22 protein-coding genes and 2 pseudogenes are annotated in these 24,095 nt (G+C 45.5%); 10 read left to right on the top strand and 14 right to left on the bottom strand.

Annotated features, from left to right (window positions below; translation table 11 throughout):
- Positions 1-32: 32 nt before the first annotated feature.
- From NDI35_RS19645 to NDI35_RS19630, 4 genes and pseudogenes are all read right to left on the bottom strand, one after another.
- Positions 33-1,716, bottom strand: a pseudogene (locus NDI35_RS19645) (IS1634 family transposase).
- A gap of 452 nt (positions 1,717-2,168) precedes the next feature.
- The gene (locus tag NDI35_RS19640; protein ID WP_445314195.1) at positions 2,169-4,331 is read right to left on the bottom strand and encodes a ShlB/FhaC/HecB family hemolysin secretion/activation protein; all 2,163 of its coding nucleotides are present in this window, start codon (positions 4,329-4,331) and stop codon (positions 2,169-2,171) included.
- Positions 4,332-4,410: 79 nt separating this feature from the next.
- Complete coding sequence (locus tag NDI35_RS19635) at positions 4,411-4,602, bottom strand: hypothetical protein (protein WP_445314194.1); 192 nt, start codon at positions 4,600-4,602, stop codon at positions 4,411-4,413.
- A gap of 159 nt (positions 4,603-4,761) precedes the next feature.
- Entirely contained in the window at positions 4,762-5,628 is an 867-nt protein-coding gene (locus NDI35_RS19630) for a DUF928 domain-containing protein (RefSeq protein ID WP_445314193.1), read from the bottom strand.
- 422 nt (positions 5,629-6,050) lie between these two features.
- On the opposite strand from NDI35_RS19630, the gene NDI35_RS19625 reads away from it, so the two are divergent.
- Positions 6,051-7,742, top strand: a complete 1,692-nt coding sequence (locus NDI35_RS19625; RefSeq protein WP_445314204.1) for a transglutaminase domain-containing protein — start codon at positions 6,051-6,053, stop codon at positions 7,740-7,742.
- A 108-nt stretch (positions 7,743-7,850) separates the two neighbouring features.
- A complete protein-coding gene (locus NDI35_RS19620; protein WP_190736053.1) occupies positions 7,851-7,991 on the top strand; it encodes a hypothetical protein in 141 nt (46 codons plus the stop codon).
- A 118-nt stretch (positions 7,992-8,109) separates the two neighbouring features.
- Here the strand turns inward: NDI35_RS19620 and NDI35_RS19615 are convergent, their stop codons facing one another.
- The 4 genes from NDI35_RS19615 to NDI35_RS19600 form a co-directional block, all read right to left on the bottom strand.
- Positions 8,110-8,655 carry a hypothetical protein gene (locus tag NDI35_RS19615; protein ID WP_445314192.1) on the bottom strand — a complete coding sequence of 182 codons (546 nt, stop codon included), beginning with the start codon at positions 8,653-8,655 and terminating at the stop codon, positions 8,110-8,112.
- A 10-nt stretch (positions 8,656-8,665) separates the two neighbouring features.
- The gene (locus tag NDI35_RS19610) at positions 8,666-10,156 is read right to left on the bottom strand and encodes an AAA family ATPase (protein ID WP_445314191.1); all 1,491 of its coding nucleotides are present in this window, start codon (positions 10,154-10,156) and stop codon (positions 8,666-8,668) included.
- A gap of 84 nt (positions 10,157-10,240) precedes the next feature.
- Complete coding sequence (locus NDI35_RS19605) at positions 10,241-11,227, bottom strand: aldo/keto reductase (protein ID WP_445314190.1); 987 nt, start codon at positions 11,225-11,227, stop codon at positions 10,241-10,243.
- A 143-nt stretch (positions 11,228-11,370) separates the two neighbouring features.
- Entirely contained in the window at positions 11,371-12,264 is an 894-nt protein-coding gene (locus tag NDI35_RS19600) for an alpha/beta fold hydrolase (protein WP_445314189.1), read from the bottom strand.
- A 697-nt stretch (positions 12,265-12,961) separates the two neighbouring features.
- Between NDI35_RS19600 and NDI35_RS19595 the strand changes: the two genes are divergently transcribed.
- The gene (locus tag NDI35_RS19595; RefSeq protein WP_445314188.1) at positions 12,962-13,450 is read left to right on the top strand and encodes an ATP-binding protein; all 489 of its coding nucleotides are present in this window, start codon (positions 12,962-12,964) and stop codon (positions 13,448-13,450) included.
- Positions 13,451-13,696: 246 nt separating this feature from the next.
- Here NDI35_RS19595 and NDI35_RS19590 read toward each other — a convergent pair whose 3' ends face one another.
- Positions 13,697-13,972, bottom strand: coding sequence for a DUF6439 family protein (locus tag NDI35_RS19590; RefSeq protein ID WP_333170421.1), 276 nt, complete (start codon positions 13,970-13,972; stop codon positions 13,697-13,699).
- A 214-nt stretch (positions 13,973-14,186) separates the two neighbouring features.
- On the opposite strand from NDI35_RS19590, the gene NDI35_RS19585 reads away from it, so the two are divergent.
- From NDI35_RS19585 to NDI35_RS19575, 3 genes are all read left to right on the top strand, one after another.
- The gene (locus NDI35_RS19585; RefSeq protein WP_445314187.1) at positions 14,187-14,552 is read left to right on the top strand and encodes a sll0565 family protein; all 366 of its coding nucleotides are present in this window, start codon (positions 14,187-14,189) and stop codon (positions 14,550-14,552) included.
- Between the two features lie 116 nt (positions 14,553-14,668).
- On the top strand, positions 14,669-16,060 hold the full coding sequence (gene asnS / locus NDI35_RS19580) for an asparagine--tRNA ligase (RefSeq protein ID WP_445314186.1): 1,392 nt from the start codon (positions 14,669-14,671) through the stop codon (positions 16,058-16,060).
- A gap of 261 nt (positions 16,061-16,321) precedes the next feature.
- Positions 16,322-17,089, top strand: coding sequence for a Uma2 family endonuclease (locus NDI35_RS19575; RefSeq protein WP_445314185.1), 768 nt, complete (start codon positions 16,322-16,324; stop codon positions 17,087-17,089).
- Positions 17,090-17,185: 96 nt separating this feature from the next.
- Here the strand turns inward: NDI35_RS19575 and NDI35_RS19570 are convergent, their stop codons facing one another.
- The 3 genes from NDI35_RS19570 to NDI35_RS19560 form a co-directional block, all read right to left on the bottom strand.
- Positions 17,186-18,667, bottom strand: coding sequence for a M16 family metallopeptidase (locus tag NDI35_RS19570; RefSeq protein WP_445314184.1), 1,482 nt, complete (start codon positions 18,665-18,667; stop codon positions 17,186-17,188).
- A 264-nt stretch (positions 18,668-18,931) separates the two neighbouring features.
- A complete protein-coding gene (locus NDI35_RS19565) occupies positions 18,932-19,057 on the bottom strand; it encodes a hypothetical protein (protein WP_445314183.1) in 126 nt (41 codons plus the stop codon).
- Positions 19,035-20,630, bottom strand: a complete 1,596-nt coding sequence (locus NDI35_RS19560; protein WP_445314182.1) for a M16 family metallopeptidase — start codon at positions 20,628-20,630, stop codon at positions 19,035-19,037. The genes NDI35_RS19565 and NDI35_RS19560 overlap by 23 nt, the downstream gene beginning before the upstream one ends.
- Before the next feature lie 282 nt (positions 20,631-20,912).
- On the opposite strand from NDI35_RS19560, the gene NDI35_RS19555 reads away from it, so the two are divergent.
- Both NDI35_RS19555 and NDI35_RS19550 read left to right on the top strand, forming a co-directional pair.
- Entirely contained in the window at positions 20,913-21,530 is a 618-nt protein-coding gene (locus tag NDI35_RS19555; RefSeq protein ID WP_333056383.1) for a TetR/AcrR family transcriptional regulator, read from the top strand.
- A 24-nt stretch (positions 21,531-21,554) separates the two neighbouring features.
- Positions 21,555-22,076, top strand: a complete 522-nt coding sequence (locus NDI35_RS19550; RefSeq protein WP_445314181.1) for a GNAT family N-acetyltransferase — start codon at positions 21,555-21,557, stop codon at positions 22,074-22,076.
- 8 nt (positions 22,077-22,084) lie between these two features.
- Here the strand turns inward: NDI35_RS19550 and NDI35_RS19545 are convergent, their stop codons facing one another.
- Positions 22,085-22,447 carry a hypothetical protein gene (locus NDI35_RS19545; protein WP_333036936.1) on the bottom strand — a complete coding sequence of 121 codons (363 nt, stop codon included), beginning with the start codon at positions 22,445-22,447 and terminating at the stop codon, positions 22,085-22,087.
- Between the two features lie 97 nt (positions 22,448-22,544).
- Here NDI35_RS19545 and NDI35_RS19540 point away from each other — a divergent pair.
- Positions 22,545-22,751: pseudogene (locus NDI35_RS19540) on the top strand (TetR/AcrR family transcriptional regulator); the annotation flags it as partial.
- A 65-nt stretch (positions 22,752-22,816) separates the two neighbouring features.
- Here the strand turns inward: NDI35_RS19540 and NDI35_RS19535 are convergent.
- Positions 22,817-23,179 (bottom strand): hypothetical protein, encoded by a 363-nt coding sequence (locus NDI35_RS19535; protein WP_445314180.1) that lies wholly within the window; start codon positions 23,177-23,179, stop codon positions 22,817-22,819.
- A 121-nt stretch (positions 23,180-23,300) separates the two neighbouring features.
- On the opposite strand from NDI35_RS19535, the gene NDI35_RS19530 reads away from it, so the two are divergent.
- Positions 23,301-24,092, top strand: coding sequence for a cobalamin biosynthesis protein (locus NDI35_RS19530; protein ID WP_445314179.1), 792 nt, complete (start codon positions 23,301-23,303; stop codon positions 24,090-24,092).
- Positions 24,093-24,095: the final 3 nt, after the last annotated feature.

Genomic DNA, 24,095 nt, shown 5'->3' with positions numbered 1-24,095 from the left:
ATCATTTTTACCAATCAATAATCGACTTCATTTCACAGCAATAAATAATAAGACCGACAGGTAACTGGAAACAAATTTAAGATTGCCAACCTTTCGGCTGTCAAATTGGAAACTTGTTGAATTCCTTGAATACAAACAGCATGAATCGATTGAAAACTTTGGAAGATCCAGCGTAAAGTAGGTCGATGGGTCCCTTTACCCAACTGATTTTTTACGGTTTTATTAGTGAGTTGCAAGTTTTGCCGGAGTAACCTTTGACCTAAAGTATAAACCAACAAACACAAACCCATTACCAAAGTTAAAGCCTCGATTCTTTCTGGCGACTTCAGAAACACGCTATCCGTAAAAAATAGCGGGTCTTTCAGGAACCCAAACCCTCTCTCTGCCGACTGCTGTTCCTTATATTTCACAATCATTTCATCAGGATTTAATTGTGATACATCCAGTACATTAGTAGCTAAGATAAATCTGCCACTAGCTTTCGTTTCTTTAGCAATCACACTAGCATCTAATTCCAGTTTCGCTTCAACTTTAAAGAGCGAGCTAGAACTAGAATTATTATGATAAATTGTCGAATTAGTAGCGGGTTTTACTGTAGTTTTCCTGCTGGTCATTTGGGTTAAATTATGATACTTTAGTTGTTGGGATAAGCGACTTGCTGCCGCTGAGGCATCTGCCGAACAAGCAAATTCAATATTTGATAACTCTCGCAACTTTTTCTGAGCCTCAACTTCAGCTTTTTTGAGATTTTTTTCTAGTTTACGTTGGTCAGCATCACGACGTAAACAGCTCTCTACTACTAACCATCTTTGTTCAATTCCACCATAATTACTTTTGTGTTCTGACCAACTATATCCCGTCACTGAACTTTGATGAAATTCTGATTCGTTTAGCTGAGATACCATTTGCTGTGCTTGTTTCAGGCTTAGTGGTACACGAGTCAACCATTTTAAATTGGTTAACATTTCTCGCATTGGGAGCGGTATATAATGCACTGTCAGCTACCATTAAACTGTCGAGATTTAATTGTTTTTTAAAGTCTTGACAAATTGAGGCGAATATGGAATTATCTGATTCGTTTCCTGAAGCTACTCGTAAAAATAGTGGCACATCTCCATCTCCACTACAAATTAGGTCTAAAATGAACTGTTTTAAGTCGGGACGATGGTCGCGAGAGTAGCCATAGGTAATCGGAATTGGTGTTGGGGATGTTTGATGGTTGATTGATGAATTATCTAACTGATTGCTATCTGTTTCTGTGGTAAAAAAAGATACTGATGGCAATTCCTGCTCATATTTGCCATGTAGATGAAATGAACTTGAGTCTAAGTGAGATGTGTCGGTATTTATCTCGAATCTTTGAGCTGCTTCTAGGGCAATGGTTGTGAATATTTCGGTAATTCCTGCTAAATATAATTTATCTAATACTCTTCCTAAACGGTCATCATTGAGATGCGATGCTTGAATCCCTGACCCAAGTAAATGTTCTATTGCTTTCCCTTCAAAAAATTTAGAAAATAAGTATAGTGGGGCGGACACCATCCCTAATCCATTGATGATCGTGGCTTTAACTACTAGGCCGGGACTGACTATCTCGCCCGGTTGTTCGCCTACTAACTCATTGATTTTTTGGACAATTCCTATTTCGTCAACTAGACCGGCTATCAAGCCCAGATGATCTAGGTTTTCTACTTTCATCTGGGATGCTTTCTGCATGGGCTGCTGAATCCTGATTTGAGCGTTGATCGATCTCGCCAGTTTACACTATTTTTGGTGATGATTGGTTACGGAAGAGCGATCGCAATTAACGCTTTTTCGTGGCTGTGATCGGGTTATTGTCAGGCAAAAAACCAAGTTTATTACCGAGCGCAATTTTAACTTACATCAGATAGGACTCACGCCCTCACATCAATTTTCCAGAATGGACTACTGGGTAATGCTGAGTGACCGAGATAGTTGAGTATTTCTACTCATTTTGGTCTCAGATGATTCACTTTTACCCCCTCAATCCGCCTATGTGCCAGTTGGGGGTGCGGAATGTGGGTTGCACCATTCTCAATTAGCCTTTTAGGAACAGGCAAGATGCCTGTTCCACAAAATATAAATTTTCTTGTGGAACAGGCATCTTGCCTGTTGCTGACAATCATGCCAGATATCAGTAAGTCCCTTTAGGGTGTATAAATTATGTTGAAGTAAATTCCCTTATCTTGCAGATTGTCGCCTTTATCGCTAATCCTCACCAAAGGAAAAGCGTAATCTACGCGCAGGTTCACCCGCTGTATCGGTTCCCAGATTACCCCTAAACCCAGACCTGCTAAAAATGTCTGATTGGTTAATTTATTAGGATTGTTCGCAACGTTCCACACCGTACCCGCATCCAAAAAGGGAGCTAATTGAAGTTTGGGATTTCCCGAAGCATCGCGCTGCAAAGTAATCCGATCCTCGATGGATACTCTGAAGCCGTTATCCCCAGAACGGACATTTTGGCGGTAGCCGCGCAAAGATTGTCCGCCGCCAATTACAAATTGCTGTGAAGGCAACAAACTATTAGCTGACAACTGCAAGTCAGCCTGCAAAATTAATAAATGTTTGTCATTCAATCGCTGTACTCGCTGCACTTGACCCAGCCAACTCAAAAATTGTCCGTCGGGATCGGAACCTTCGTTTTGAGTAGCATCAAACAAGCTAGTGCCGATCGTAAATTGCGATCGCAAGGCCCAAGCACCCTGCGGGTCCCGCCGAATGTAGTCCTGTCCCAGCTTAATTGCACTCGTAGTGGTGACACCATTGGAGTCCGGGCCGATGCCAAAAGCATACGGTTCGCCGGCGAGAAAAGTTCTGCCTGTCTGATAAGTAAAACCGGCAGATAAGGCAAATTCTTCGATCGGCGTTCTCCGCAGCGGCTGGCGGTAACTAACTTCAAATAAATGCGATTTTCCTGAAATGTCAAAAGCGTCAAAAGGTTCTTGTACGATACTGTTGCGGTTCGGCGCCGCCCTCAATTGCAAAGTGCCGTTCATCGCATTTAGCGGCACGCGATAGCTGAAATCAAACACGTCTGAATCCCCCAGCGATCGGTAATAAGCCCCTGCCAGTTCGTCGCCATTTCCTGTTATATTGCGGTGTCGCAAACTAACTCCCAATCTTTCGGAACCGACACTGGGAGGCGAGTAATTGTCAATGCTGAAAGTAGGTTGAAATGGATTAGCTTCCGAGACTCGGACGATCAGAATGCTCTCGCCTTCATTATCCCCAGCCCGGAGACTGGCTTCTACATTGTCAAATAAAGGATCGACTCGCAGCAGCCGGAGTTGGTCTTCTAATGAAGCTGTGCTTAAAGGCATTCCGGCACCGAGTCGAATCCGGCTGCGGATGTAATTTGGATTTAATCTTTTAGTTCCTTCTACCTCAATTCTGGCTAGCTTGCCTTCAATCACTTGAATTTGGACTACCCCTGCGGTGATAGTTTGGGGCGGCAAGACTGCTCTCGAAGTGATGTAGCCACGATTGAGGTAAATTTCGGTAATTTTGTCGGCGATTTGTTTGAGCTGTTCTAGGGTGGTAGAACGGCCTTCTAATGGGTTGACTAAGGCATTAATTTCATCTTGGCTTAAAATTGTGCTGCCAACTACTTGAATTTTCTGCACCTCAATTGGTGTATTCGGCAGCGTTGGGGGAACTGGCGACGGGGACGGCGGCGCTACTGTGGGCGGTACTTGGGGAGGTTCTGGAGAAGGCTGGGGGGCGGGTTGCAGAAATCGATCGCGATTTGGATCTGGCTGAGTCGGCGGCGACGGTAACAGCGGATCTGGTAGTCTATCGGGGTTTAAGTCGGGCGGGAGGTTTCCCGGTGGCGTCTGCGGGTTCTGGGCTAAAACTGGATTGCAATGTAGCTGGTTCTGACATTGGGGATCGTTGGCAACCAGATTTGTTTGTTCGGGCAAGATGCCCGCACCACAAGCAGTTCCATCGATTGTGGAACAGGCCTCTTGGCTGTTCTCGGCGGGGTTCGATTGTGTTTCTAGTTCAGGGTTGGTGTCGATCGAATCGGGAAACTGATTTAAGTTGGTTGCTGTTTCATCCTGCTTGATTTCCAGTTTTTGCAGTGCTAATACTTGGTTGCCCCTATCTGCTGAGTTGTCAGCGGCGATGGGCAACTGAGAAATATCCTTTGTTTGGGATATAGCTTTATTGGCATAAAAGCAAGCCATCGGGAACCCAGTTAGAAGTGAAATTCCCAACCGAAATAGTGCAATATTTGCATTGGGGCGCATAATTAATAATTTCTCTAAAATAAGTTTGTCGGCTGCTTGACTATGCCAGTTTATCATTTAGTATTAGGCGAAATTTGACCCTCAAAATCTCCACAGTCCGCCTTTCAAGATGCCAGCAGTCCGAACTGCTTGCTGCTCAGTACACAAATTTTAATTGATTTAGGACGATCGACCAAACAACCCGCAACAGCCAAAAATCATCTGTGGCGCTGCCAAATACCGCCCTCGAAACCGAGTTTTTCGTACTTGCTGCACCAGTCATACCATTTGAGATTTGAGATTTGGCAATGACTCGCCCAAAAACGGGTACCGTATCCCGAACGCTCATCAGTGTAGATCCTAAAATTTTAGACTCCTGTTCCTGCTCCCAGATTTAATGCCAAGTAAATCTAAAATCTAAAATCTAAAATCTAAAATCGACTGACTGATGGCTATCACCGTTTGGGGCTTGCCTACCGTTGCATTCTTTTTTGAAACTGGTGCTGAATTATTTTCTTGTGATAGGCGTTAACTCACTTGCGACTAAGGGTTCTTGGGCTATTTTGCCGAGTTCGACTGAGTTCAACAGTGCTGACCACTTGATCGCTAAACTGGCATCGCTGGGAGACTCGATACGCAATTGAGCTAGAGTTGCCAGGTACTCGTACCAGAGACTTTGTTGGGCGAAGATACTGAGCTTGGTGAGGTCGGGCGATCGATCCAACTCTGTTTTCACGGTTGGGGCGAGTGCGGTGCGGTTGATCCACCCGGAAACGAGAACATCATCTGTTGTATTTTTTGGGTTGCATTTGATAGTAAAGTACCATTGATAGTTTTTGCCAACTTCCAGGGCTGGCGAGTTGTCGTCGGAGCCGAGGCTGACGCTAACGATACCTGCACGGCTAGTTACCATGCGAAAACTTTTTTTGTATACTGTTTTGTCTCTTTGGTCTGCTAACTCAAACTGAACTGTTTTGTCGAGGGGTACGGGAAGGTAGTAGAAAAATGTTGGCTTTGCTGATATGGTTTGCCCCATAGTTGATTGGGGAATCAAGGCAGTTAAGGCAGTTGTGGCCGTGGGGCATTCTAAGCCGCGCGTTCCTCCCCCTTCCCTCCTTCCGGGTACTCCGTCCTCCGGCGGTTGAAAGCTATTCCACGTGGAACCCGTTGGCTGAATGTTCGGTCTGCTTCCGCTGGGTTCAGGGGGTTGAACTGTTTGCCAGTTGAGGGGTAGCTGCCGTGGTGAGGGGCGCTTGACAATGTTTGCGGGGCTGTTGAGAGCCTCTGCTGGTATTAAGAAACTACCGGCGGCAACTGCCTCTAAAGACAGAATTAATGAAAGAGCACCGATATTTAGAGCAGACTTCAAAGCCATGACGAACCTGCCTTTTGATGAACCTAGGAACTTTATCGCACGGTTTTATTCTATCCAAGGTTTTGATGGATATAGTAATCTGTTGTACTTAATTTATATCTTTAGGCAGATACGATTATTTTGGTCGCTGTGCTCAACATAGAATTCTGTGTCGCCTTTGTCAGTGGTAGCTTAGTAGTTATACTTACTTCCATTCACGGCAGCAGGTTGGGTTGAGCTTGTTAAACCCAACTTTGACAAAGACTAATATTCGGGTTCTTTTAACTCTAGCAAGAGGATACAACGCGTCTTTTCGTAAAAACACCCGGTTGATGCGTCAATCCTGGATATCAGGAAACTCGGCAATTTTGCTGGTGAACCTCAAGCGATCGGCTACAAGTTACAAATCAGGTTTTCTGTACAATACCGGCAAGAAATTTAGCATGAATCTCGATTCACCTGTTCTCTCGGACAAACAGCCACCTGGGCTGCGGATGGTAAGACCCATCGGAGTCTTGGCACTGCACGGCATTGCTTTTTTAGGAAATAGGTTGTTCGCTGTCGATCGCGCCGAAGGGCTGCTATTGGAGATCGATAGAGAAAGTGACAACACTACTGTTTTGAATCCTTATCAAACGGCTAAGTTTGCGGGCGCAACGGGGCTGGCTATTTCGGAAGATACTCTCTGGTTTGCGCGGGATGAGGATATTTGTTGCTGTCGGGGCGCAATTCGGGACGGGGCGATCGCTGAACTCAAGCCGGAACATTTTGTTTCGCTTTCTTATCCTGCTGACGGGATTGCTGTTTGGAAATCTACGCTTTATGTGACTTGCCAGAGATTGGGTTCTATTCTGGTTTTTGACCTGAAAACGGGTCGGGAAATTACTCGGTTTTACGCTCCCGGTATTGGGGTAGAAAATATCACTGTCCGGGATGAGGAACTTTGGGTTTGCGACAAAACTGAGCAAACTGTTTACTGTTTGGAACGGGGAACTGGGGAGATTAAATTTAGCGTTTTGACTCCCTTTGAGTTGCCTTCTGGTTTGGCTTTTCACAAAGATTCCGAGACCGGAGAGGAGGTTCTGTACGTGGCTTATGCCGGCGATGAACTTTACATCCGGGACGACCCGAATTCGGAAGATCCTTTTCAGTTGACGAAGCGCGATCGCACTTTTATTCAGCCTTTGTCTTTTTACTACAATGAAGCTGACCGCTACGCTCTGTCAAACGGTTTTTTGATGGAAATGTCTTATGTGGAGGAACTCTCTCCTCTCGATGAGGTAGAAATCGAAAATTTGGAGTGGCGGATTGCTTTGCCTTCGGAAACTCACCGGCAAAAGGTCAGGAAAATTACGCCTATCGGAATGCCTTTTACTGAGGAAATTCAGGAAGGGGAACGGGTGGCGGTGTTTAAGTTCGATCGGCTGCACCCCGGGGAACGCCGAATTTTTGGCTGGAAGGCATTGTTAGAAGTTCGATCGATTAAGTATCAGTTGTCGCCTCGGGATGTCGAAAAGGCTCCGAAGCTGTCGCCGGAGTTTGCAGCTAAGTATTTGGTTGATAATGACAATTTGGCGATGGATACGGAGATTGTGCGATCGGCTGCTGTGGCTGCCATTGGCTCAGAAACTAATATTCTCCGGCAATTGCTGAGCATTCGTAATTTTGTTTACGATCAACTTTCTTACGGGATTAGGCCTCACATTGACACTCCCGATATTGTGCTGCGCCGCGGCATCGGTTCTTGTGGCGAGTACGTGGGCTTGTTGTTGGCTTTGGCTAGGTTAAACGGGATTGCTTGCCGCACGATCGGGCGCTACAAGTGTCCGGCTTTTGCTGACAGAAAAGGTGTGTCGCTGGAGCCGGATTTCAATCACGTTTGGCTGGAATTTTACATTCCGGGTTTTGGCTGGGTGCCGATGGAATCTAATCCTGATGATATTCAAGACAGAGGCCCTTATCCTTTGCGATTTTTTATGGGTTTGGCTTGGTATCACGTAGAAATTGGCAAGGGAATTCGGTTTCAAGGTCTCACGAGCGGCGGTCTCCCTTTGAACAAGGAGGATGTTTCTGTGGGGACTCTGGCAATTAATCATGTGAGGTTTACAATTTTGGAAGATTTGCCAGCAGTTTGAATCGAGTGTTAACAATTAACAGTTAGCCGTCAACATTTAACTGTTAATTGTTAACATTTTTAATCTAAAATCGAAAGTAGAAAATGTAAAATCAGAGGAAGAGGGGTTGTGGAATTTTCGATTGCTAATTTTCTCGTTTTAGTGGCATTTGTACTGCTGGTGACGGTGACTGGCGGGGTCGCTTATTTGACTTCTGTTGAGTGGCGCGATCGCAGGCGGTTAGATAAGGCTAAACGGAAAAAAAAGTAGCTTTTTGCTGTTGACAAAGTGCATTTCTTATGATAAAAAACAAGGTTGCCTGGTTTGGTCGCCTTGTTTTTTTGAATGTGAACCGCAGATTAACGTATAAGCCCAGAGGATATTTTTTCTACTTTCTTTTGTTTCTCTTACCTACACCTATGTTAGGGGATTTACCTCGCAAAATATTGCCTAAATCATTATTTGTGCGACTAATTTCAAAATTATTTTTATTAAACACCTTAGATAACTTATTTTGATACTCCTGATGTTCGTGGGGTACAGAACCAGCAGACCCATAAATGAACGCTTTTGGTTTATAACTAGAATTTAGATGTAATTTGAAACTGGTGTAAGTATTAATTACTTGCTCGGTTGCATGACCTAAATCACTCATATTCTCTTTTAATTCTACAAAACAGATGACGCGCTCCCTCTCTTTAGCGTAAAAAACTATCAGATCGCAAATTGTTTGACCTGTTTGTGTTCCCCATAAAAATTTACGCAACTTACAACCAGGATTTGATTGATCATCAATGTTAAAAAAAAGTATCGTTTCACCCTCGTCGGGTGTTACTTCTACAGTAGCTTTACCTTCCTTAAAAGAGGTTAGACCGGGAAGTAAACAATCGGATAAAAGCAAAATTTCAAAAGGCAGCAAAGTATCAGAAGCCATTAACTATCTCTCAATCTTTTACTTTTAGTAAACTAGCATAAATTTGAGAAACATCATCAGACACTTTGCCAAAAGTTTCCCAATTTATTGTACCTTCTTCACGGATAATGTTTTTGGCTGTTCCATCTTCAAACAAATAGACTGAAACTTTTTCTTGAGAAATAAAAGCCTCTGTTCGCTCTAAATAAAACATTTCTTTAATGCTATCGGGATCTTCATGCTTAGCGGCTTGCATCAGATTAGCAAGATGGTCAACAATGTACGGACTATGGGTTGTAATTAAGACGTGCAACCCAGCATTAACTAACATCGCCAAGAATTCAGCAATTTCCACTTGAGCTGCTGGGTGTAAGTTCATTTCTGGTTCGTCAATTATCAGCAACTCATAGGGTTCTACTAAATAGCGCAAACAGAGAACTAATGGAGCTAGTTCTTTTACCATTGAGGAAACAATCGGCATTTCCAACTTAGTATTTTCTTTAGGTTGAAAAAGTAGTTCGTCTCGCACTTCGGCTGTCTCAAAAGCAACGGTTCCTTGTAAAATCTCCTTTTCCAAAAAATCAGCCAACTTCACATATTCCCCTAGCTGGGGATTTTTATTGATTTCCTCTTCTCTGCGTCGTCTGTGTTCTTTTTGATAACTATGAAGAATCATATCGAAAAAATTATTTACTGGTTCAATAAAAGACGTCCCTCTTTGTTCAACTTCAGATTGATCTGTGTCTGTTAAAAGTTCTTCAATTCTAACTTTTCGTCGTTGAACTGGCAAAGTTATAAAAGCCGTTCTTTCAGTCGGAAATGTATATATATAAGCATAAAATGCTCTGTGGAGTATCTGGAAAATTTCCCGAACTACGAATTGCTGAATCGCTTTTTCAGGGAGCTTTTTCAAAAGGTCTCCTTCTGAATAGAAGTATAGTATTTTATCTCCTGTTTCTTTAATAGCGTTTAGTGACTCTAAAGAATTTTTCCTGTTTAAAGAAATTTCTCTATGTACAGAAGCTGCTTTTATCTTTTCCAAAAACTCTGCCTTTGTTTCTGCTAAATTTAAATGTACTTCCAAATCATTAAAATTGGCTCGCTCCGTAGCCATAAACGATCGCATCCTGTTTGGAGTTAAACGAGCCACATCCTTAATATAATTTTCGGCATAGTCATTAGCAAATTGAATCATGTCAATTTGTGCATTACCTTCCTCAAAAAGTTGCTGAAGTGCGCTATCTAAGGTTGGATATGCTTGTTGGGTGTTACCGTCAAGATAAGCTTTCAAGTAATGTCCGTATCCCTGCTGCCCAAAGATAGCTGACAAAGTGTATGCAGCCCAAGTTTTGCCTTCACCATTACCACCAATAAAAACAGTTAAAGGCTTCAAATCAATTTCAGCTTTTTTAATAACACCTAAGTTCCTAATTTCAACTTTCATTAAAAAATGTCCTGTTGATAAACTATCAGATAGAGAGGAACCTGAAACCGTTAGTTTTATAGATTTTTCATTCCTCAATCCATTATACCTGGATTGGTGATTCCTGTTCAATATTAACAGCAAGTAGAGCGGCGACGAGCGCCGCCTTCGGCAACATCACATTTAAGTCCACTGTCGGAAAAATGTATTTTCTTGCCACGCCGCAGCGGTGCGTTTTTCAAGTGCTGCCATTTCTGTTTGGTTCAGGGGTTGGAATGCTTGGGCGACTTTGAAGTTTTCTTCTAATTGCTTTACTGAGTCGGCGGCGATGACGCAGCAGTGTACGCCGGGAAGTGAAAGCGTGTAGCCCATTGCTTGGTGCATTCCATCTAAAACACCGTTCTGAAATAATTTGCCGTAAGCTGGTATTTTCATGGCTATGACGCCGATGTTTTTGGCTTTGGCAACTGGTAAAGCGCTGGTAACAAAGGAGCGCGGGTGATGTTTTTCGGCGGCGTTGAGGGAGATTAATGTTGTGTCGAAAGGATAGCGCTCCAACCCTGCGGCAATGATAGCAGGTTCGTGGTGTCCGGTGATGCCGGAAAAACGAATTATTTTTTGCTGTTTGGCTTCTTCGATCGCCTTTATTGCTCCTTTAGCACTGAAAATTTGGTCTAATTCGGCTTGGAATGAGACGTGGTGGAGTTGCCACAAGTCGATCCGATCGGTTTTCAATCTTTTGAGCGATCGCTCTAAGTCTCTCCACGCGCCATCTCTGTCTCTGGCGGAGGTTTTTGTGGCTAGGAATAGGCGCGATCGATATGGTGGCAAAACTTTGCCTAAGTTTTCTTCGCTGGGCCCGTACTCGGCCGCCGTGTCAAAATAGCGAATGCCTAGTTCGATCGCGCGTTCAATTTGTACCGCTGCTTCTGCTTCTCTTCCCGGCTGCGAAAGCGGTGTTTGTCCGGCCCCCCCCAAACCGAAAATCGGGACTTTCACGCCGGTGTTGCCTAACAGTCGTTCTGGCATTTTTACTGTGGCGGCCACCTTGTTATTGGGTGCGGCTGCGATTTCCCGATCCTGCTGTTCGATCGCCTTAGCACCTGCAATGCCGCTGGCAACAGCTATACTGCTCAATATAAAATTGCGGCGAGTCTTTTTGCGGGCCATTGTTTCCGTCTCCTCAGAATATGTGAGAGAAATTAACCGCGTTTGTGTTGGCACAATACATAAATTTTTACTGCAAATCGGATAATTTTCCCCCTCTCCGAGGGAGGAGATGGCCGGGGGAAAATTATATATGTGCCGATCGACTATTGGTCAATTATCCATGCGCGAATCAGTTCGTTTATCTGTTCTGGTACTTCGTCGTGGGGACAGTGACCGGCTTTGATAAAGTGTTCTGTCAACTGCGGATAGTGTTTGCGAAATTTGGCGCTTCTTTCTGCGGAATTCATCCACGGATCGCCTTCTCCCCAAAGCATTAGCAACGGGCAGGTTAATTGAGTAAGTAATACGTCAATTTTTTCGCCTTGGGGTGTTCGGAATACGGAAGCGAATACTTTGGGGGCACCGGGATCGCAGGAGGGAAGGTATATTTCTTCTACTAATTGGTCTGTAACGGCGCTTTGGTCGAGATATACTTTTTCTAGGGTTTTCCGAATTGTCGATCGCTGGCGCACGTACTGGAACAGCAGAAAACTTGCCCAATCTTGCTGAAATAAAGTTTTAGCTACTGCAGATATAGCTTTTTGCAAGGGCGGGGCTTCGGGTGCGGGCTGCGGTTCGCTGAAGGGGCCGGCGCTGTTGATTAATATGAGTCCGGCTGCTGATTCGGGGCGCTGGGCGGCTACACACAAGGCGGCGTAGCCTCCGAGGGAGTTGCCGGCTAGTACGGCCGGTCGGCCGATGATGTTGGTGATAAAGTCGTGGAGTTGGTCGCGCCAGAGGTCGCCGCTGTACTGCAATTCGGGTTTTGCCGATCGCCCGAATCCGATCAGGTCGATCGCCCACACTTCAAAGTCTTTGCTCAGCCCGCTGATATTTTTGCGCCAGTGGTCTGTAGACGCTCCAAAACCGTGAATTAACAGTAGGGGAGGGCGTTCTGGATGGCGATCGCTGGATCGAACGTAGTATACTGAATGCCCCCGCCACTGCCAGTAAGTGCCGGCTATGGGGGCTGTGGTGATGGCTGGGGTTGTTTGCATGATGTAAAGAAATAATTATTTACTTTAACTATTGTATCGCGACGCTCAGATTTATAAAGTTTGGCATCCGCACTGGGCTTCCGCTAGCAAAGGATTCGTGAATGTGAGCGAGTTGGGATCTGGCGATCTTACGCACTCAGAATTAATAAGTTTTGTAACGAATATTGATTTTGTGAGGGGCGCAGCAATGGGAGGTGTTTGGCCCGATCGCATTGGGGAAAATAAATCGGGTTTTGGCTGCAACATACCTAGGTATGATGATTGTGCTGTGTGGCGGTAAGAGATAGCTCTGCGGCGATGGGTGCAAAGCTTGGCGGCGAGGGTCGAACCTGATTGGTGAGCGTTAAGGGATCGACTTTTTTATAGTTATTTCCGAGCTTTTCCAGGTGGGGATCGTTTGTTCAAGAGGTGTTGACGCCTTGGGGGATGAAGCGAACCTAAGCGTTGCGAGTTGTCAAAAGCTGAAATCAAAAATTTCGTGGCTGGGAGAAGTTATAAGTAAAATTACTGATGGTTGTCTGCAGAAGTTTCTCAGAATCGCTGAATATTTTGTGACGTTGTTTGCTGTTCTTAATTGCTTTGATACTCTAATATAGAAGTAGAGCTGCGCCGCTCAATTAATTAGCATTTTGAATACTAGGGAGCCAACTATGCAGGGTGTGAACTTTATCCACCTGAAAGTTAGGGAGTTTTCTGAGTGATTGCTATTTCACCTCGTCCTGTCGGACGCAATTGGATTACGATTAGCTTCGCTTCTACTCTATACCTTTGTCCTATTTTGGATCTGCTCCTAGCAGAGGTGCCAGATTGCTGGCAAGCGGAATTGCGGTTGGGGCTTCAAGAAGCTTTGGTAAATGCTGCTAAGCATGGAAACAAGTTAGACCCCGCTAAAACTGTTGGAGTCCGTTTTTCCATAGTCCAAAACCAATATTGGTGGGTGATATCGGATGAAGGTTCTGGCTTTAAAGCTCCTTGCAGTTGTAACCTTTATACCGATGATTGCGACAATCTGCTAGCAGAGGACGTTGCAGATAACTCTGGACTACCTCATGTGGAACAGGAATGTGGTAGGGGGTTGTTTATTCTTTACCAAATATTCGATCGGGTAGAGTGGAATTCTCAAGGTACAGAGTTACGGCTGTGCAAAGAACTTCCCAGTCGCTACCGACTGCCTCGCTTTCGCTAGCACCGCTATGAAAGCAGCAGTTTTCACCTCAGCTAGACCTGGAAAATTTTTCGTTCTCGGGCTGAAGTTTGCAGTGAGAATTTGAACGTTCTGGCTATTGATAGCTGATCATAATGCAAAATGTGAGTTTTGAGTTAAAAAAGTATAAATCTTTTGAACTCACAATCGCGCTGCTCGATCAAGCGGCGCGATTGTCTAAGTTTTGAGCGACTACTCAAGCCAAAACTCAAGACTCAAGACTCAAAATTATTTGCCGTGGGTGGGACAGGGAGGAGCAGATATCGATCGATCCAGCCATCCTGCTGCTTGGTTTAAGCGCGGGAGAGCTTCTTCGGGCTGTTTTTTGAGCAAAAAGACCAAAGCGGCTGCGGCTTGCTCTGCGGCCCGCGCAGAACGGTTGGCTTTGAGGCGATGCCAATCTTTTTCGTGGATGGCGAGGCGCGCGGCTAGAGCTTGGGCTAGTTCTACCGTGCTCAGCTCGTTGAGGTTGACAGTTTGGGTTGTTTGTGTAGTTTCAAGCATAGGTGGTAAGGAAGAAGGAAGAAGGAAGAAGGAAGAAGGAAAATGCGATAAAATCAATGGTTTCAGCAATTAAAAACGTTTTAAAGGCCGATAAAGTTGCTATACTTATCTCTATTTGGCTAGAGTTCGTTAATTTAGAAAATATACTGCATATAATAACAACTTAATTGGAAATCGGTTTTTTTTATTATTATTGTCAGGTTTGCAGATCGAAATGCCTCAACAGCCGTCAGAGTTAAATCGGGAAGAGCAAGAAAGCGAGTTTGTTCAAGCGCTCGCAGCAGTGGAGCGCTCGCTCGCGGCAGTCAAAGAACGGTACACTCAAATTCAGGTCGATCGACAGCGCCAAGTCGAGCTCGGCCATCGGCGCGAAGAAATCCGCCAGTCGGGGCGCCGAAATCCTTTGCCGCAACTCAAAAAAGAATTGCGGGAAATTGAGCAAGAATTGGAAACTATCGAGTTGAATTTAGAAAGCAGCCTCTTTTCTTGGGGAAGCATAAAACAACCTTTTTGGCAAGCCGTTCGCTTTGGGGGACTCGGTATTTTGATCGGTTGGATTTTGAAATCCTATGCAGGTTGAAGGATTTTGGGAGTTAGAATTTTTGATTTTTTTATTTACCGCAGAGGGCGCAGAGGGCGCAGAGTCAGAGAAAAAAGAGAAATATGGTGCAAAATATTAAATAAACAGGAGTGGATATGACAAATCAACGAATAGCAGCAATTTTGCGCGCCGGTGAACCCGATGAAACTGTAACTGTTCAAGGCTGGGTTCGTACCAAACGCGAATTGAAAGAATTTGCCTTTGTCGAAGTCAACGATGGTTCGGCGATGGCTAATTTGCAAGTAGTCATAAATTCAGATTTGCCAGACTTTGAAAATGTACTCAAACAACTGAATACAGGTGCATCTCTAGAAGTGTCGGGAGTGCTGGTAGCATCTCCAGCAAAAGGACAGCGAATTGAGTTGAAAGCCTCACAAGTACAAGTTTACGGGGATGCAGACCCGCAAACTTATCCGCTGCAAAAAAAGCGGCATTCCTTTGAATTTTTGCGGACAATCGCGCATTTGCGGCCGCGCACAAACACCCACGGTGCTGTCTTTCGAGTCCGCAATGCTTGTTCGGCGGCGGTACACCAATTTTTTCAAGAACGCGGTTTTTTGTGGGTTCACACTCCGATTATTGCTGCTAGCGACTGCGAAGGGGCGGGGGAAATGTTCGCCGTTACCAACTTTGATTTAAAGAATGTGCCGCGCACTGATTCGCAAGAAGTTGATTATGCTAAAGACTTTTTTGGAAAGCGCGCCTATTTAACAGTTAGCGGCCAGTTGGAAGCGGAAGTTATGGCAATGGCTTTCGGAAATGTTTACACTTTTGGCCCGACTTTCCGAGCGGAAAATTCTAATACTTCGCGACATTTGGCTGAGTTTTGGATGATTGAACCGGAGATGGCTTTCTGCGATTTGCAGGGAGATATGGATTTGGCTGAGGCGTTTTTAAAGTACATTTTTAAATACGTTTTGGAGCGTTGCCCGGAAGATATGGAGTTTTTCAATGAGCGCATTGACAAAACGGTTTTGGCTACTGCTGAAAATATCATTAATAATCAGTTCGAGCGGATTACTTACACGGAGGCGATCACACTTTTGGAAAAAGCCGACAAAAAGTTTGATTTTCCGGTAAGTTGGGGTTTGGATTTGCAGTCGGAACACGAGCGTTACTTGGCTGAGGACTTGTTTAAAAAGCCGACAATTGTCAGCGACTATCCCGTCGGGATTAAAGCATTTTATATGCGTTTAAACGATGACGAGAAAACAGTGCGAGCAATGGATGTTTTGGCTCCTAATATTGGGGAAATTATCGGCGGTTCGCAGCGGGAAGAAAGGCTGGATGTATTGGAGCGGCGCATGGAAGCGCAGGGTATGAATAAGGAGGAATTGTGGTGGTATTTGGATTTGCGCCGCTACGGTACTGTGCCTCACGCTGGGTTTGGTTTGGGATTTGAACGGTTAGTGCAGTTTATGACGGGAATGGGGAATATTCGGGATGTGATTCCGTTTCCGAGGGCGCCTTTGACTATTGATTTTTAGTTGAGGTTCGTAGTGAGGACTTTAGTCCGCATTCATCAAGGACTAAAGTCCCCACTACAAACATCTTAACTGGTTCCCAGGCTCCAGCCTGGGAAACTAAATCCAACATCTTAACTGGTTCCCAGGCTCCAGCCTGGGAAACTATATCCAGAGGCTCTGCCTCGCTTGGTAAAATGGAGGCAGAGCCTCCCGATCGGCGTTACCAGGCTGGAGCCTGGTAACGAGTAATCTAAAATATAAAATCTCAAATGGTATGAGCTAATGGTACTTCAAATCCCATCGAGTTCCAAAGCACCAACTGTCACCTGGGAAGCCTTACCAACCGATTTTGTATTACCGGACGATCCGGTGGAAAATATTCAACAACCGCCCCTTGCTGCCGCTCTCACCGATGCTCTGGGAGCCGCCGGACGCATTCAGCCGATCGCCCTAATCGGTTCCCATTTTGGACTGGTAGCGACTGTAAATAAGCAGATTGTAGTCAAAGCACCGGATTGGTTTTTCGTGCCGCAAGTGCATCGAGTTGCTGAGGGGACGATTCGCCGCAGCTACACGCCGAATCTGGAGGGTGCGCCGGTATCGGTGGTGATGGAGTTTTTGTCTAATGAAGATTACAGCGAATTGTCTGTGCGATCGACTCCTCCCTACGGCAAGCTCTACTTCTACGAACAGATTCTGCAAGTGCCCACCTACGTCACCTACGACCCCTACGAGCCCAAGCTGGAAGTGCGGTATCTGCAAAAGGGAGCCTATGAAACGCAGGCTGCTGATGCTGAGGGACGGGTGCGGATTCCAGAGTTAGATTTGTGGCTGGGGATTTGGTCGGGGGAACGGCTGGGGCAAACTATGAATTGGCTGCGCTGGTGGGATGAGGCAGGAAATTTGCTGCTGTGGAGTTCGGAACAGGCCCAACATGAACGGCTGCTGGCTCAACAGGAACGCCAGCGGGCAGAACAGGAACGCCAGCGGGCGGATGTATTGGCGGCAAAGTTGCGCGAATTGGGTGTCGATCCCGATCGGCTGGCATGAAAGGGCAGGATGTCTGTGAAACAAAAAGAGAGGAATAAAGTCATTACTACGAACCTTAAAATTGTTTTTAGTAATGACTTTATTCCTTATTACCAATTAAGTCGCGGAGGGAATAGTGATATCAACAGATTGCACTTTTACCGAAGTTCCCAAACTCGATAACGGCGGTTGAATTGCCTCGGTATTTCCCACTACTAATGTTACGAGATTCTCCGGTTTCAAGTAAGTCTTAGCTACGCGCTGCACGTCGGCAATTGTTGCTGCTTCGATGCTGCGGCGGTAGCGAAAAATGAAATCTTCGGGATAACCGTAGTATTCGTAGCGCATTAACCGCGACAAAGTTTGACTGGGATTTTCAAATTTGAAGATGAAAGAATTTAGAGTGGAATCTTTAGCAAAAGCTAATTCTTCCGGGGTAATTGGTTCGGTGCGGATACGCTCGATCTCGGCGCGAATCGCTTGGATAAACGGTACTGTGGCGTCCGATCGCGTTTGGCCTCCTGCGACAAACACCCCCGGATAGTCATATCTCGGACTCCAAGCCGCGTATACTGAATAAGCTAAGCCTTGGCGCGATCGCACGTTATTAAACAAACGGCCACCGAAACCATTGAGAACCCCATTCATCACGTCCAAAGCACCGTAATCTGGACTGCTGAGCATTCCGCCCAAATGTCCCATTTGCACATAACTTTGACTTAATTGTGGCTGATTTACCAAAAATACGCCGCCCCCATTTGCTGGCGCTACGGTTGGTAGTGCAGGCACTTCTGCACTTTGACTCGGTTGCCAGTTGCCGAATTTTTGCTCGACGAGCGATCGCATTTTAGCTGTATCAAAATCGCCAGAAATACCCAAAATCATATTCTTGGGGTGGAAATATTTCTGGTAGAAACTCACCAAATCGTCGCGGGAAATATTGGCGAGGGTTTTGTATTCTACCGTGCGCGCGTAAGGACTGCGAGATCCATAAATTAATTTTTGAAACTCGCGGCCGGTAATACCGTCAGGATCGTCATTGCGGCGGGCGATCGCACCTTGAGTTTGGTTCTTCGCTAAATCCAACTTTTCCTGAGCAAATATTGGCTCCCGAATCACTTCCGCAAATAAGTCAAACACGGGTTCCACATCTTCAGCTAAAGCACTAAAATTAGCCGTACCAGAAGCAACATCAATCCCCGTTTCTACCGAAGCTGCTCGCTGTTCTAGCAACTGATTTAATTCATCAGCCGTATGCCGGCTCGTGCCGCCAGTTCGCATCACTTCTCCCGTCAAACCTCCCAGTCCGATTTTATCGGCAGGTTCAAAGCGCTCGCCCGTGCGAAATAGCGCCGTTCCCTCAATTAGCGGGAGTTCCCGGTCTTCCATCAGATACACCCGGATGCCATTTTTCAGCTCGAAGCGAGTGTATTTAGGCAGTTTAATTTCTGATAGCGGGGGAAATGTTAATTCGTCGTAGTGTTTGGGTGCCGCCGCAAGGGAAGGTAACAAATTAAACGTGCCAAGTGAAACAGTAAAAAAGCAAAGCGATAGCAGAAATAACTTTACTTTTTTCAGTCTCAATTTAGTCCTTTTCATTCTTTCTCCTAAGTTTTTTAGTGTGACAATTCTACAGCGAGGCATAGCCTCTGGATCTGCGTTCCCAGGCTCTACCCAAGGCGTGACAACTTAACGTTAAACCAACCGTCTATCTTGTTTGTCGCGAACTGCGAGATCCCCCCTAACCCCCCTTATTAAGGGGGGGGACAAGACTCTTCTCAAAGTCCCCCTTCTTAAGGGGGATTTAGGGGGATCTAGAGTCGAATAAAAGCGACATTTATTATGGGTTTTAGTCTTAAGTTGTCAGGAATGGGCAGAGTCGGGAAACGAATTTTCCTTCTTCCTTCTTCCTTCTTCCTTCTTCCCTCTTCCTTCTTCCCTCTTCCTTCTTCCTTCTTCCTTCTGGTTACAGCGGCAAAAGCTTACCAATCGTGCGATTTTCCGGGCGGAAAGTTGCCTGAGCGACACGCTGAATGTCAGCGGGAGTAACAGCCGCGATCGCATCCAATTCCTTGAACAAATTTCGCCACGAACCGGTGTTTACTTGATAGTCCACCAGCGCAAATGCCATGCCCATATTAGAATTGAGCGATCGCAACAAATCGGCTCTCGCCTGAGTTTTCACTCGCTCCAATTCCAAATCAGAAACCGGCTCTGTTTTCAGGCGCTCGATTTCCTTGCTCAAAGCGGAGGCTACTTCATCAACCGTGCGGCCCGGAGCAGTTTGAGCATAAAATAACATCAAATTCGGATACTTTTCCCCTGGATAACCGCTGAAACCTTGAGCCGCCAGCGCCAATTGCTGCTCTTCTACCAAAGATTTGTAAAGCCGAGAAGTGCGGCCATCGCTGAGCAAAGAACCAATCATTTCATAAATCGCATTGTCGGGATGATTCATCGCCGGTTTGTGGTATCCTTCCAAATACCAAGGTTGAGTTTTTAATTGGAGCGTGACTTCCTTAGTTTGCGTTTGGGGAGGTTCGACAAGTTGCAATTCTGGAGGCGCTGGTTTCGCCTTGTAACGGCCGAAATAAATTTGAGCGAGTCGCTTGACCTCCGAAGCTTTCACGTCTCCTACCACCGCCACAGTCAGCTTGCTGGGGACGTAGTGAGTCTCGAAAAACTTCTGCACGTCGCTGCGGGTGAGGTTTTTAATGTCTTCACTGTAGCCAATTACAGGGCGGCGGTAGGGATGAACAGAGAAAGCTTTGTTGGCAAAAACTTCCACCATTTGTCCGACTGGAGAATTCTCGGTTCGCAGCCTACGCTCTTCTAAAATTACCTGTTTTTCTTTGTAAAATTCCCGAAATACTGGTTCTAGAAATCGCTCGGATTCCAGGGACATCCACATTTCTAACTTATTAGCTGGAAGGCTGTAAAAATACATTGTGGCGTCGGTGGAAGTAGCAGCATTTAGTCCGACTCCGCCGGCTTGTTCCACTATTTTGCCGAGTTCGTTGCGCTTGACAAATTGCGAAGCTTCGGCTTCAACTTTGTCAAATTCTGCTTTTAATTGGGCGACTTCTTCAGTTTTGCCGCTGGCCTTGGCTGCTTGCATTTGCTCGAAGAGTTGGTCTTGTTTTTCTAGCAGCGGCTTTTCGGCTTGGTAGTCGGTAGTGCCGATTTTTGGCGTGCCTTTAAAGGCTAAATGTTCGAGATAGTGAGCGACACCTGTTTGACCGTCGGGTTCGTTTGCCCCACCCACATCGGCATGAATCAGAAACGATGCTACGGGCGCTCTGGGCCTTTCGAGTACGATGAATTTCATGCCGTTGTCGAGCTTAAATTCGCTGACTTGGCTGATTACTCGATCGAGCGACGGTTGAACAGAGACTGCTTGGGAGCCGCTAGCGGGGTTGGGGCGGGCGAGGGCGATTTCGGGAGAAATGCCCCACCACAGCAGTACAGCGGCCAGCAGGGAGGCGATGAATCGAGTTTGGATCACGGGCGATTCCCTACGGGATAGCTTCGCTTCACGGGGTTGTTGGAACTGCGGGGTCATTCGATTTTAGATTTTAGATTTTAGATTTTGGAGTGTCAAACAAAAAAATGTTTGTGTTCGGTGGCCAGAGATTCTTTTCTCAGGATAAAGATTTTTGGAGGCATAAGCGATCTGTTGCGCCTCAGATGTTAGGCTGATACAGCAAATCTCAAAAAGGGTCTGGAGCCCGGCGAGGAGTTTTAAGTTTGGGATAAAAGCCGCGCACAACTTAAAACTTAACATTATTTAGCCATTCCGTCCCGATCCCGTAGTTCCAAGTCGCAAATTACCGATTGCAAAGCCATGCGAATTTTTAATCAGTCTCCTCCTTCTGAAACAGAAACCAAGAAGCGGATTTTACAAGCCGCTCAGCGGTTGTTTGCCCGCAGCGGATACGACGGCACGACAACTCGTGATTTAGCAGCGGCGGCGGGGGTGGCAGAGGGTACGCTATTTCGGCATTTTGATAATAAAAAAGCGATTTTGATTGAGGTGGCGACGGAAGGATGGGTGGAGTTGCTGACGGATTTGCTGACTGAATTAAGCGAGATGGGCAGTTACAAAGCAGTGGCTCAGGTGATGCGGCGGCGGATGCTGAATATTCGCGAGAATAGTGACATGATGCGGGTGTGTTTTTTGGAAGCGCAATTTCACCCGGATTTGCGCGACAGAATTCAGTTGGAAGTCATCGGAAAAATGAGCGATGTTGCTGAGGCTTTTTTTGAAACAGCGATGGAAAAAGGAGTTTATCGGAAGATGAATCCGAAGATTGTCGCTCAGGTATTTTTGGGAATGTTTGCAGTCGCCGGTTTCAGTCAAAATACGATTATGGAGCCAAATGCTTCTCCGCAGGAAATGCAGGAAATGGCTGAAGGATTAGCCGATATTTTTCTGAATGGGGTTTTGCAGAAAGATGAATAATTAGGGCAACAGGGAAAAGTTGTTATGGGCAAAATTTTGCACTATTCTATTCGGCCGCTAACCCAGAAAGACGAGCCTTTTCTCTGGAAAATGCTGTATGAAGCAGCGCACATGGCAGAAGAAGGCGAATCAACGGTGCAAGCGGTTGTCAATCATCCTTTAATTGCGAAATATGTCAAGAATTGGGGACGTGCAAACGATCTGGGCTTCGCAGCAATCGAATTGAACGGGAACCAGCCAGTAGGAGCCGCCTGGCTGCGTTTGTTTACAGAGGATGACAAGGGGTTTGGCTGGGTTGACGATACTATCCCGGAATTGGCGATCGCCGTTCTTCCAGAATATACAAATCAGGGTGTAGGAACGCAGTTGCTGGATCGTTTGTTGTCCGCAGCAAAAGCATCTTATCGATCGGTATCCCTAAGTGTCAGAAGCTCGAATCGAGCCCTGAGTTTGTACGAGCGATCGGGATTTAAAGTAATTGAGGGAAGCGAGACAATCAACCGCACAGGAGGGACATCATTCACCATGAAAGTGGATTTTGATTAAGTGAATTATTACTCTATAAAATCGTACATCTTTTGTACCCACTTCTCCCGATTATCCTGCCATTCATCCGTCACTACTTCCCAAGTTGTATTGCTTTCAAGTTCCAGCAATAGACTTGATACTTCTTCTAGCGTCGATGCTATGTGACATTCTTCTACCCAACTTTCACGGATCATTTTCCAGAGACTTTGTACCGCTTCTCGCTGAAAATTTGACTCTAATTCAACTAGCAATTTGGCTAGGTGTTTTTCGTCAATTGCTGCTGACACCTCGCTCATCCAACAGTTGCGACGTTCTTTCCATTCTTCCGTCACTGCGTCCCCGTTTAGGTGGGCTTGAAACTCTAACAGTAATTGGTTTAGTTCTACCATATTAAATTTTGTCTTCTTTGCAGTTTGTGCTATGATTGTACAAATTTTAGTAATTTAGACTGTGGGTTTTTTATAATGAGATATGTGGCTGAGGCTTTATTGGGGAACGGCGATGGAAAAACAAGTTTATCCAACGACGAATCCGAAAATTGCCGCTCAGGTATTTGTGGGAATGTTTGCAGTCGCGCCCTTCAGTCAAAATACGATTATGAAGCCGAATGCTTCTCAGCAGCAAATGCAGGAAATGGCTGAAGGACTCGCTGATATTTTTCTGAATGGGGTTTGGCAGAAAGATGAATATTGAGTCATTAGTTATGAGAAAATTTTAGAGCCTGAAAACGCATATCTACAGGCTCTGACTCGTCGAAACTACTCCTTAAACTTGTGCATTTCCTGTACCCATTTCTCGCGATTCTGCTGCCATTCATCGGTCACGGCTGCCCAATTTGTATTGGTTTCAAGTTCCAGCAATAAACTTGATACTTCTTGAACAATCGATGCTCCCAGACATTCTTCTACCCAACGGTCTCGACGCTCTTGCCACTGAATATCCACCGATTCCCACTGCAAGTTAGATTCCAATTCAACTAGCAATTTTGCTAGATATGTAAGGTTAACTGATGCTGCCACCTCGCTAACCCAACTTTCCCGGCGCTCTATCCATTCTTTTGTCACTCCTTCCCATTTGAGGTTGCTTTCAAACTCTAACAGTAACTGATTTAGTTCTACCATCTTAAATCTTGACCCTTTTGTAGTTTATGCTACAATTATACCAAAAATTTCAATAAACAAAATGTTAATTTTTTTTTTAAGATTGCGGTTGCAGTGAAACTACAGAATAGATAACTGAATAATGAGCGATGAATTTACTTTAGATATGCTAGAGATTCCCAGCGGTTGGAGGCGGGGCGAAGGTGACTGGACTGGAGTGGCGGCGGCTCTTGCTAGAGGGGAAACTGTCGAAGTAATTCAAGAAGTTGGTTCTACTTGGTGGCAAAACAGTCTGCCAGAAAAACATTCTTTGTATTGGGATGGGGAAAATCTCTCAACTATCAAAGCCAGAATTTGGATTAGTTTCACCCAGAGAAGATTTTCGCCAGAATCTGCTTTGCCAAAGGTTCAGTGGCATCCGAGAGTGTTGTGGATAGGGATAGGTTGTGAACGCGGAACAGGGCGAGAATTAATCGAAACAGCGATTAAACAAGTATGCCGTGCTTATCATTTAGCCGAAAGTGCGATCGCAGGTATTGCTACAATAGACACTAAAGCAGGTGAAGTCGGTTTATTAGAACTTTGTCAAGAGCGAAACTGGCCGTTACAAACCTTTGCGGCTGACATTTTAAGTTCCGTAGAAGTCCCCAATCCTTCAAATATTGTAGTCAAACAAGTCGGGACGCCTAGTGTAGCAGAAGCGGCGGCACTTTGTGCAGTTAGAAAAGAAAATTTAACCGCAGATGAACGCGAATATACGCAGATATCCATCAATCATCAGCGTCCCTCTGCGTTTATCTGCGGTTCAAATCCCCTCTTAGTTCCTAAACAAATATTTCGCAGCAAAAATCCCCCCCTTTCACAAGGAGGGGTTAGGGCGGGTTCTGCGGTAACAGTAGCGGTTGCAGTTTGCCCGATCGAGTATCTGGGATAATGT

This window comes from Microcoleus vaginatus FACHB-2002 (assembly GCF_040004035.1).
Lineage (GTDB): Bacteria > Cyanobacteriota > Cyanobacteriia > Cyanobacteriales > Microcoleaceae > Microcoleus > Microcoleus vaginatus_C.
This window is presented reverse-complemented; position numbering and strand designations above follow the sequence as displayed.

What these genes read in the sequence shown, in the direction of transcription:
- NDI35_RS19640 (WP_445314195.1), bottom strand. Translation starts at nt 4,331, where the DNA reads ATGATAAACTGGCATAGTCAAGCAGCCGACAAACTTATTTTAGAGAAA.
- NDI35_RS19635 (WP_445314194.1), bottom strand. Translation starts at nt 4,602, where the DNA reads ATGAGCGTTCGGGATACGGTACCCGTTTTTGGGCGAGTCATTGCCAAA.
- NDI35_RS19630 (WP_445314193.1), bottom strand. Translation starts at nt 5,628, where the DNA reads ATGGCTTTGAAGTCTGCTCTAAATATCGGTGCTCTTTCATTAATTCTG.
- NDI35_RS19625 (WP_445314204.1), top strand. Translation starts at nt 6,051, where the DNA reads ATGAATCTCGATTCACCTGTTCTCTCGGACAAACAGCCACCTGGGCTG.
- NDI35_RS19615 (WP_445314192.1), bottom strand. Translation starts at nt 8,655, where the DNA reads ATGGCTTCTGATACTTTGCTGCCTTTTGAAATTTTGCTTTTATCCGAT.
- NDI35_RS19605 (WP_445314190.1), bottom strand. Translation starts at nt 11,227, where the DNA reads ATGGCCCGCAAAAAGACTCGCCGCAATTTTATATTGAGCAGTATAGCT.
- NDI35_RS19600 (WP_445314189.1), bottom strand. Translation starts at nt 12,264, where the DNA reads ATGCAAACAACCCCAGCCATCACCACAGCCCCCATAGCCGGCACTTAC.
- NDI35_RS19590 (WP_333170421.1), bottom strand. Translation starts at nt 13,972, where the DNA reads ATGCTTGAAACTACACAAACAACCCAAACTGTCAACCTCAACGAGCTG.
- NDI35_RS19585 (WP_445314187.1), top strand. Translation starts at nt 14,187, where the DNA reads ATGCCTCAACAGCCGTCAGAGTTAAATCGGGAAGAGCAAGAAAGCGAG.
- asnS (WP_445314186.1), top strand. Translation starts at nt 14,669, where the DNA reads ATGACAAATCAACGAATAGCAGCAATTTTGCGCGCCGGTGAACCCGAT.
- NDI35_RS19575 (WP_445314185.1), top strand. Translation starts at nt 16,322, where the DNA reads ATGGTACTTCAAATCCCATCGAGTTCCAAAGCACCAACTGTCACCTGG.
- NDI35_RS19570 (WP_445314184.1), bottom strand. Translation starts at nt 18,667, where the DNA reads ATGAAAAGGACTAAATTGAGACTGAAAAAAGTAAAGTTATTTCTGCTA.
- NDI35_RS19560 (WP_445314182.1), bottom strand. Translation starts at nt 20,630, where the DNA reads ATGACCCCGCAGTTCCAACAACCCCGTGAAGCGAAGCTATCCCGTAGG.
- NDI35_RS19555 (WP_333056383.1), top strand. Translation starts at nt 20,913, where the DNA reads ATGCGAATTTTTAATCAGTCTCCTCCTTCTGAAACAGAAACCAAGAAG.
- NDI35_RS19550 (WP_445314181.1), top strand. Translation starts at nt 21,555, where the DNA reads ATGGGCAAAATTTTGCACTATTCTATTCGGCCGCTAACCCAGAAAGAC.
- NDI35_RS19545 (WP_333036936.1), bottom strand. Translation starts at nt 22,447, where the DNA reads ATGGTAGAACTAAACCAATTACTGTTAGAGTTTCAAGCCCACCTAAAC.
- NDI35_RS19535 (WP_445314180.1), bottom strand. Translation starts at nt 23,179, where the DNA reads ATGGTAGAACTAAATCAGTTACTGTTAGAGTTTGAAAGCAACCTCAAA.
- NDI35_RS19530 (WP_445314179.1), top strand. Translation starts at nt 23,301, where the DNA reads ATGAGCGATGAATTTACTTTAGATATGCTAGAGATTCCCAGCGGTTGG.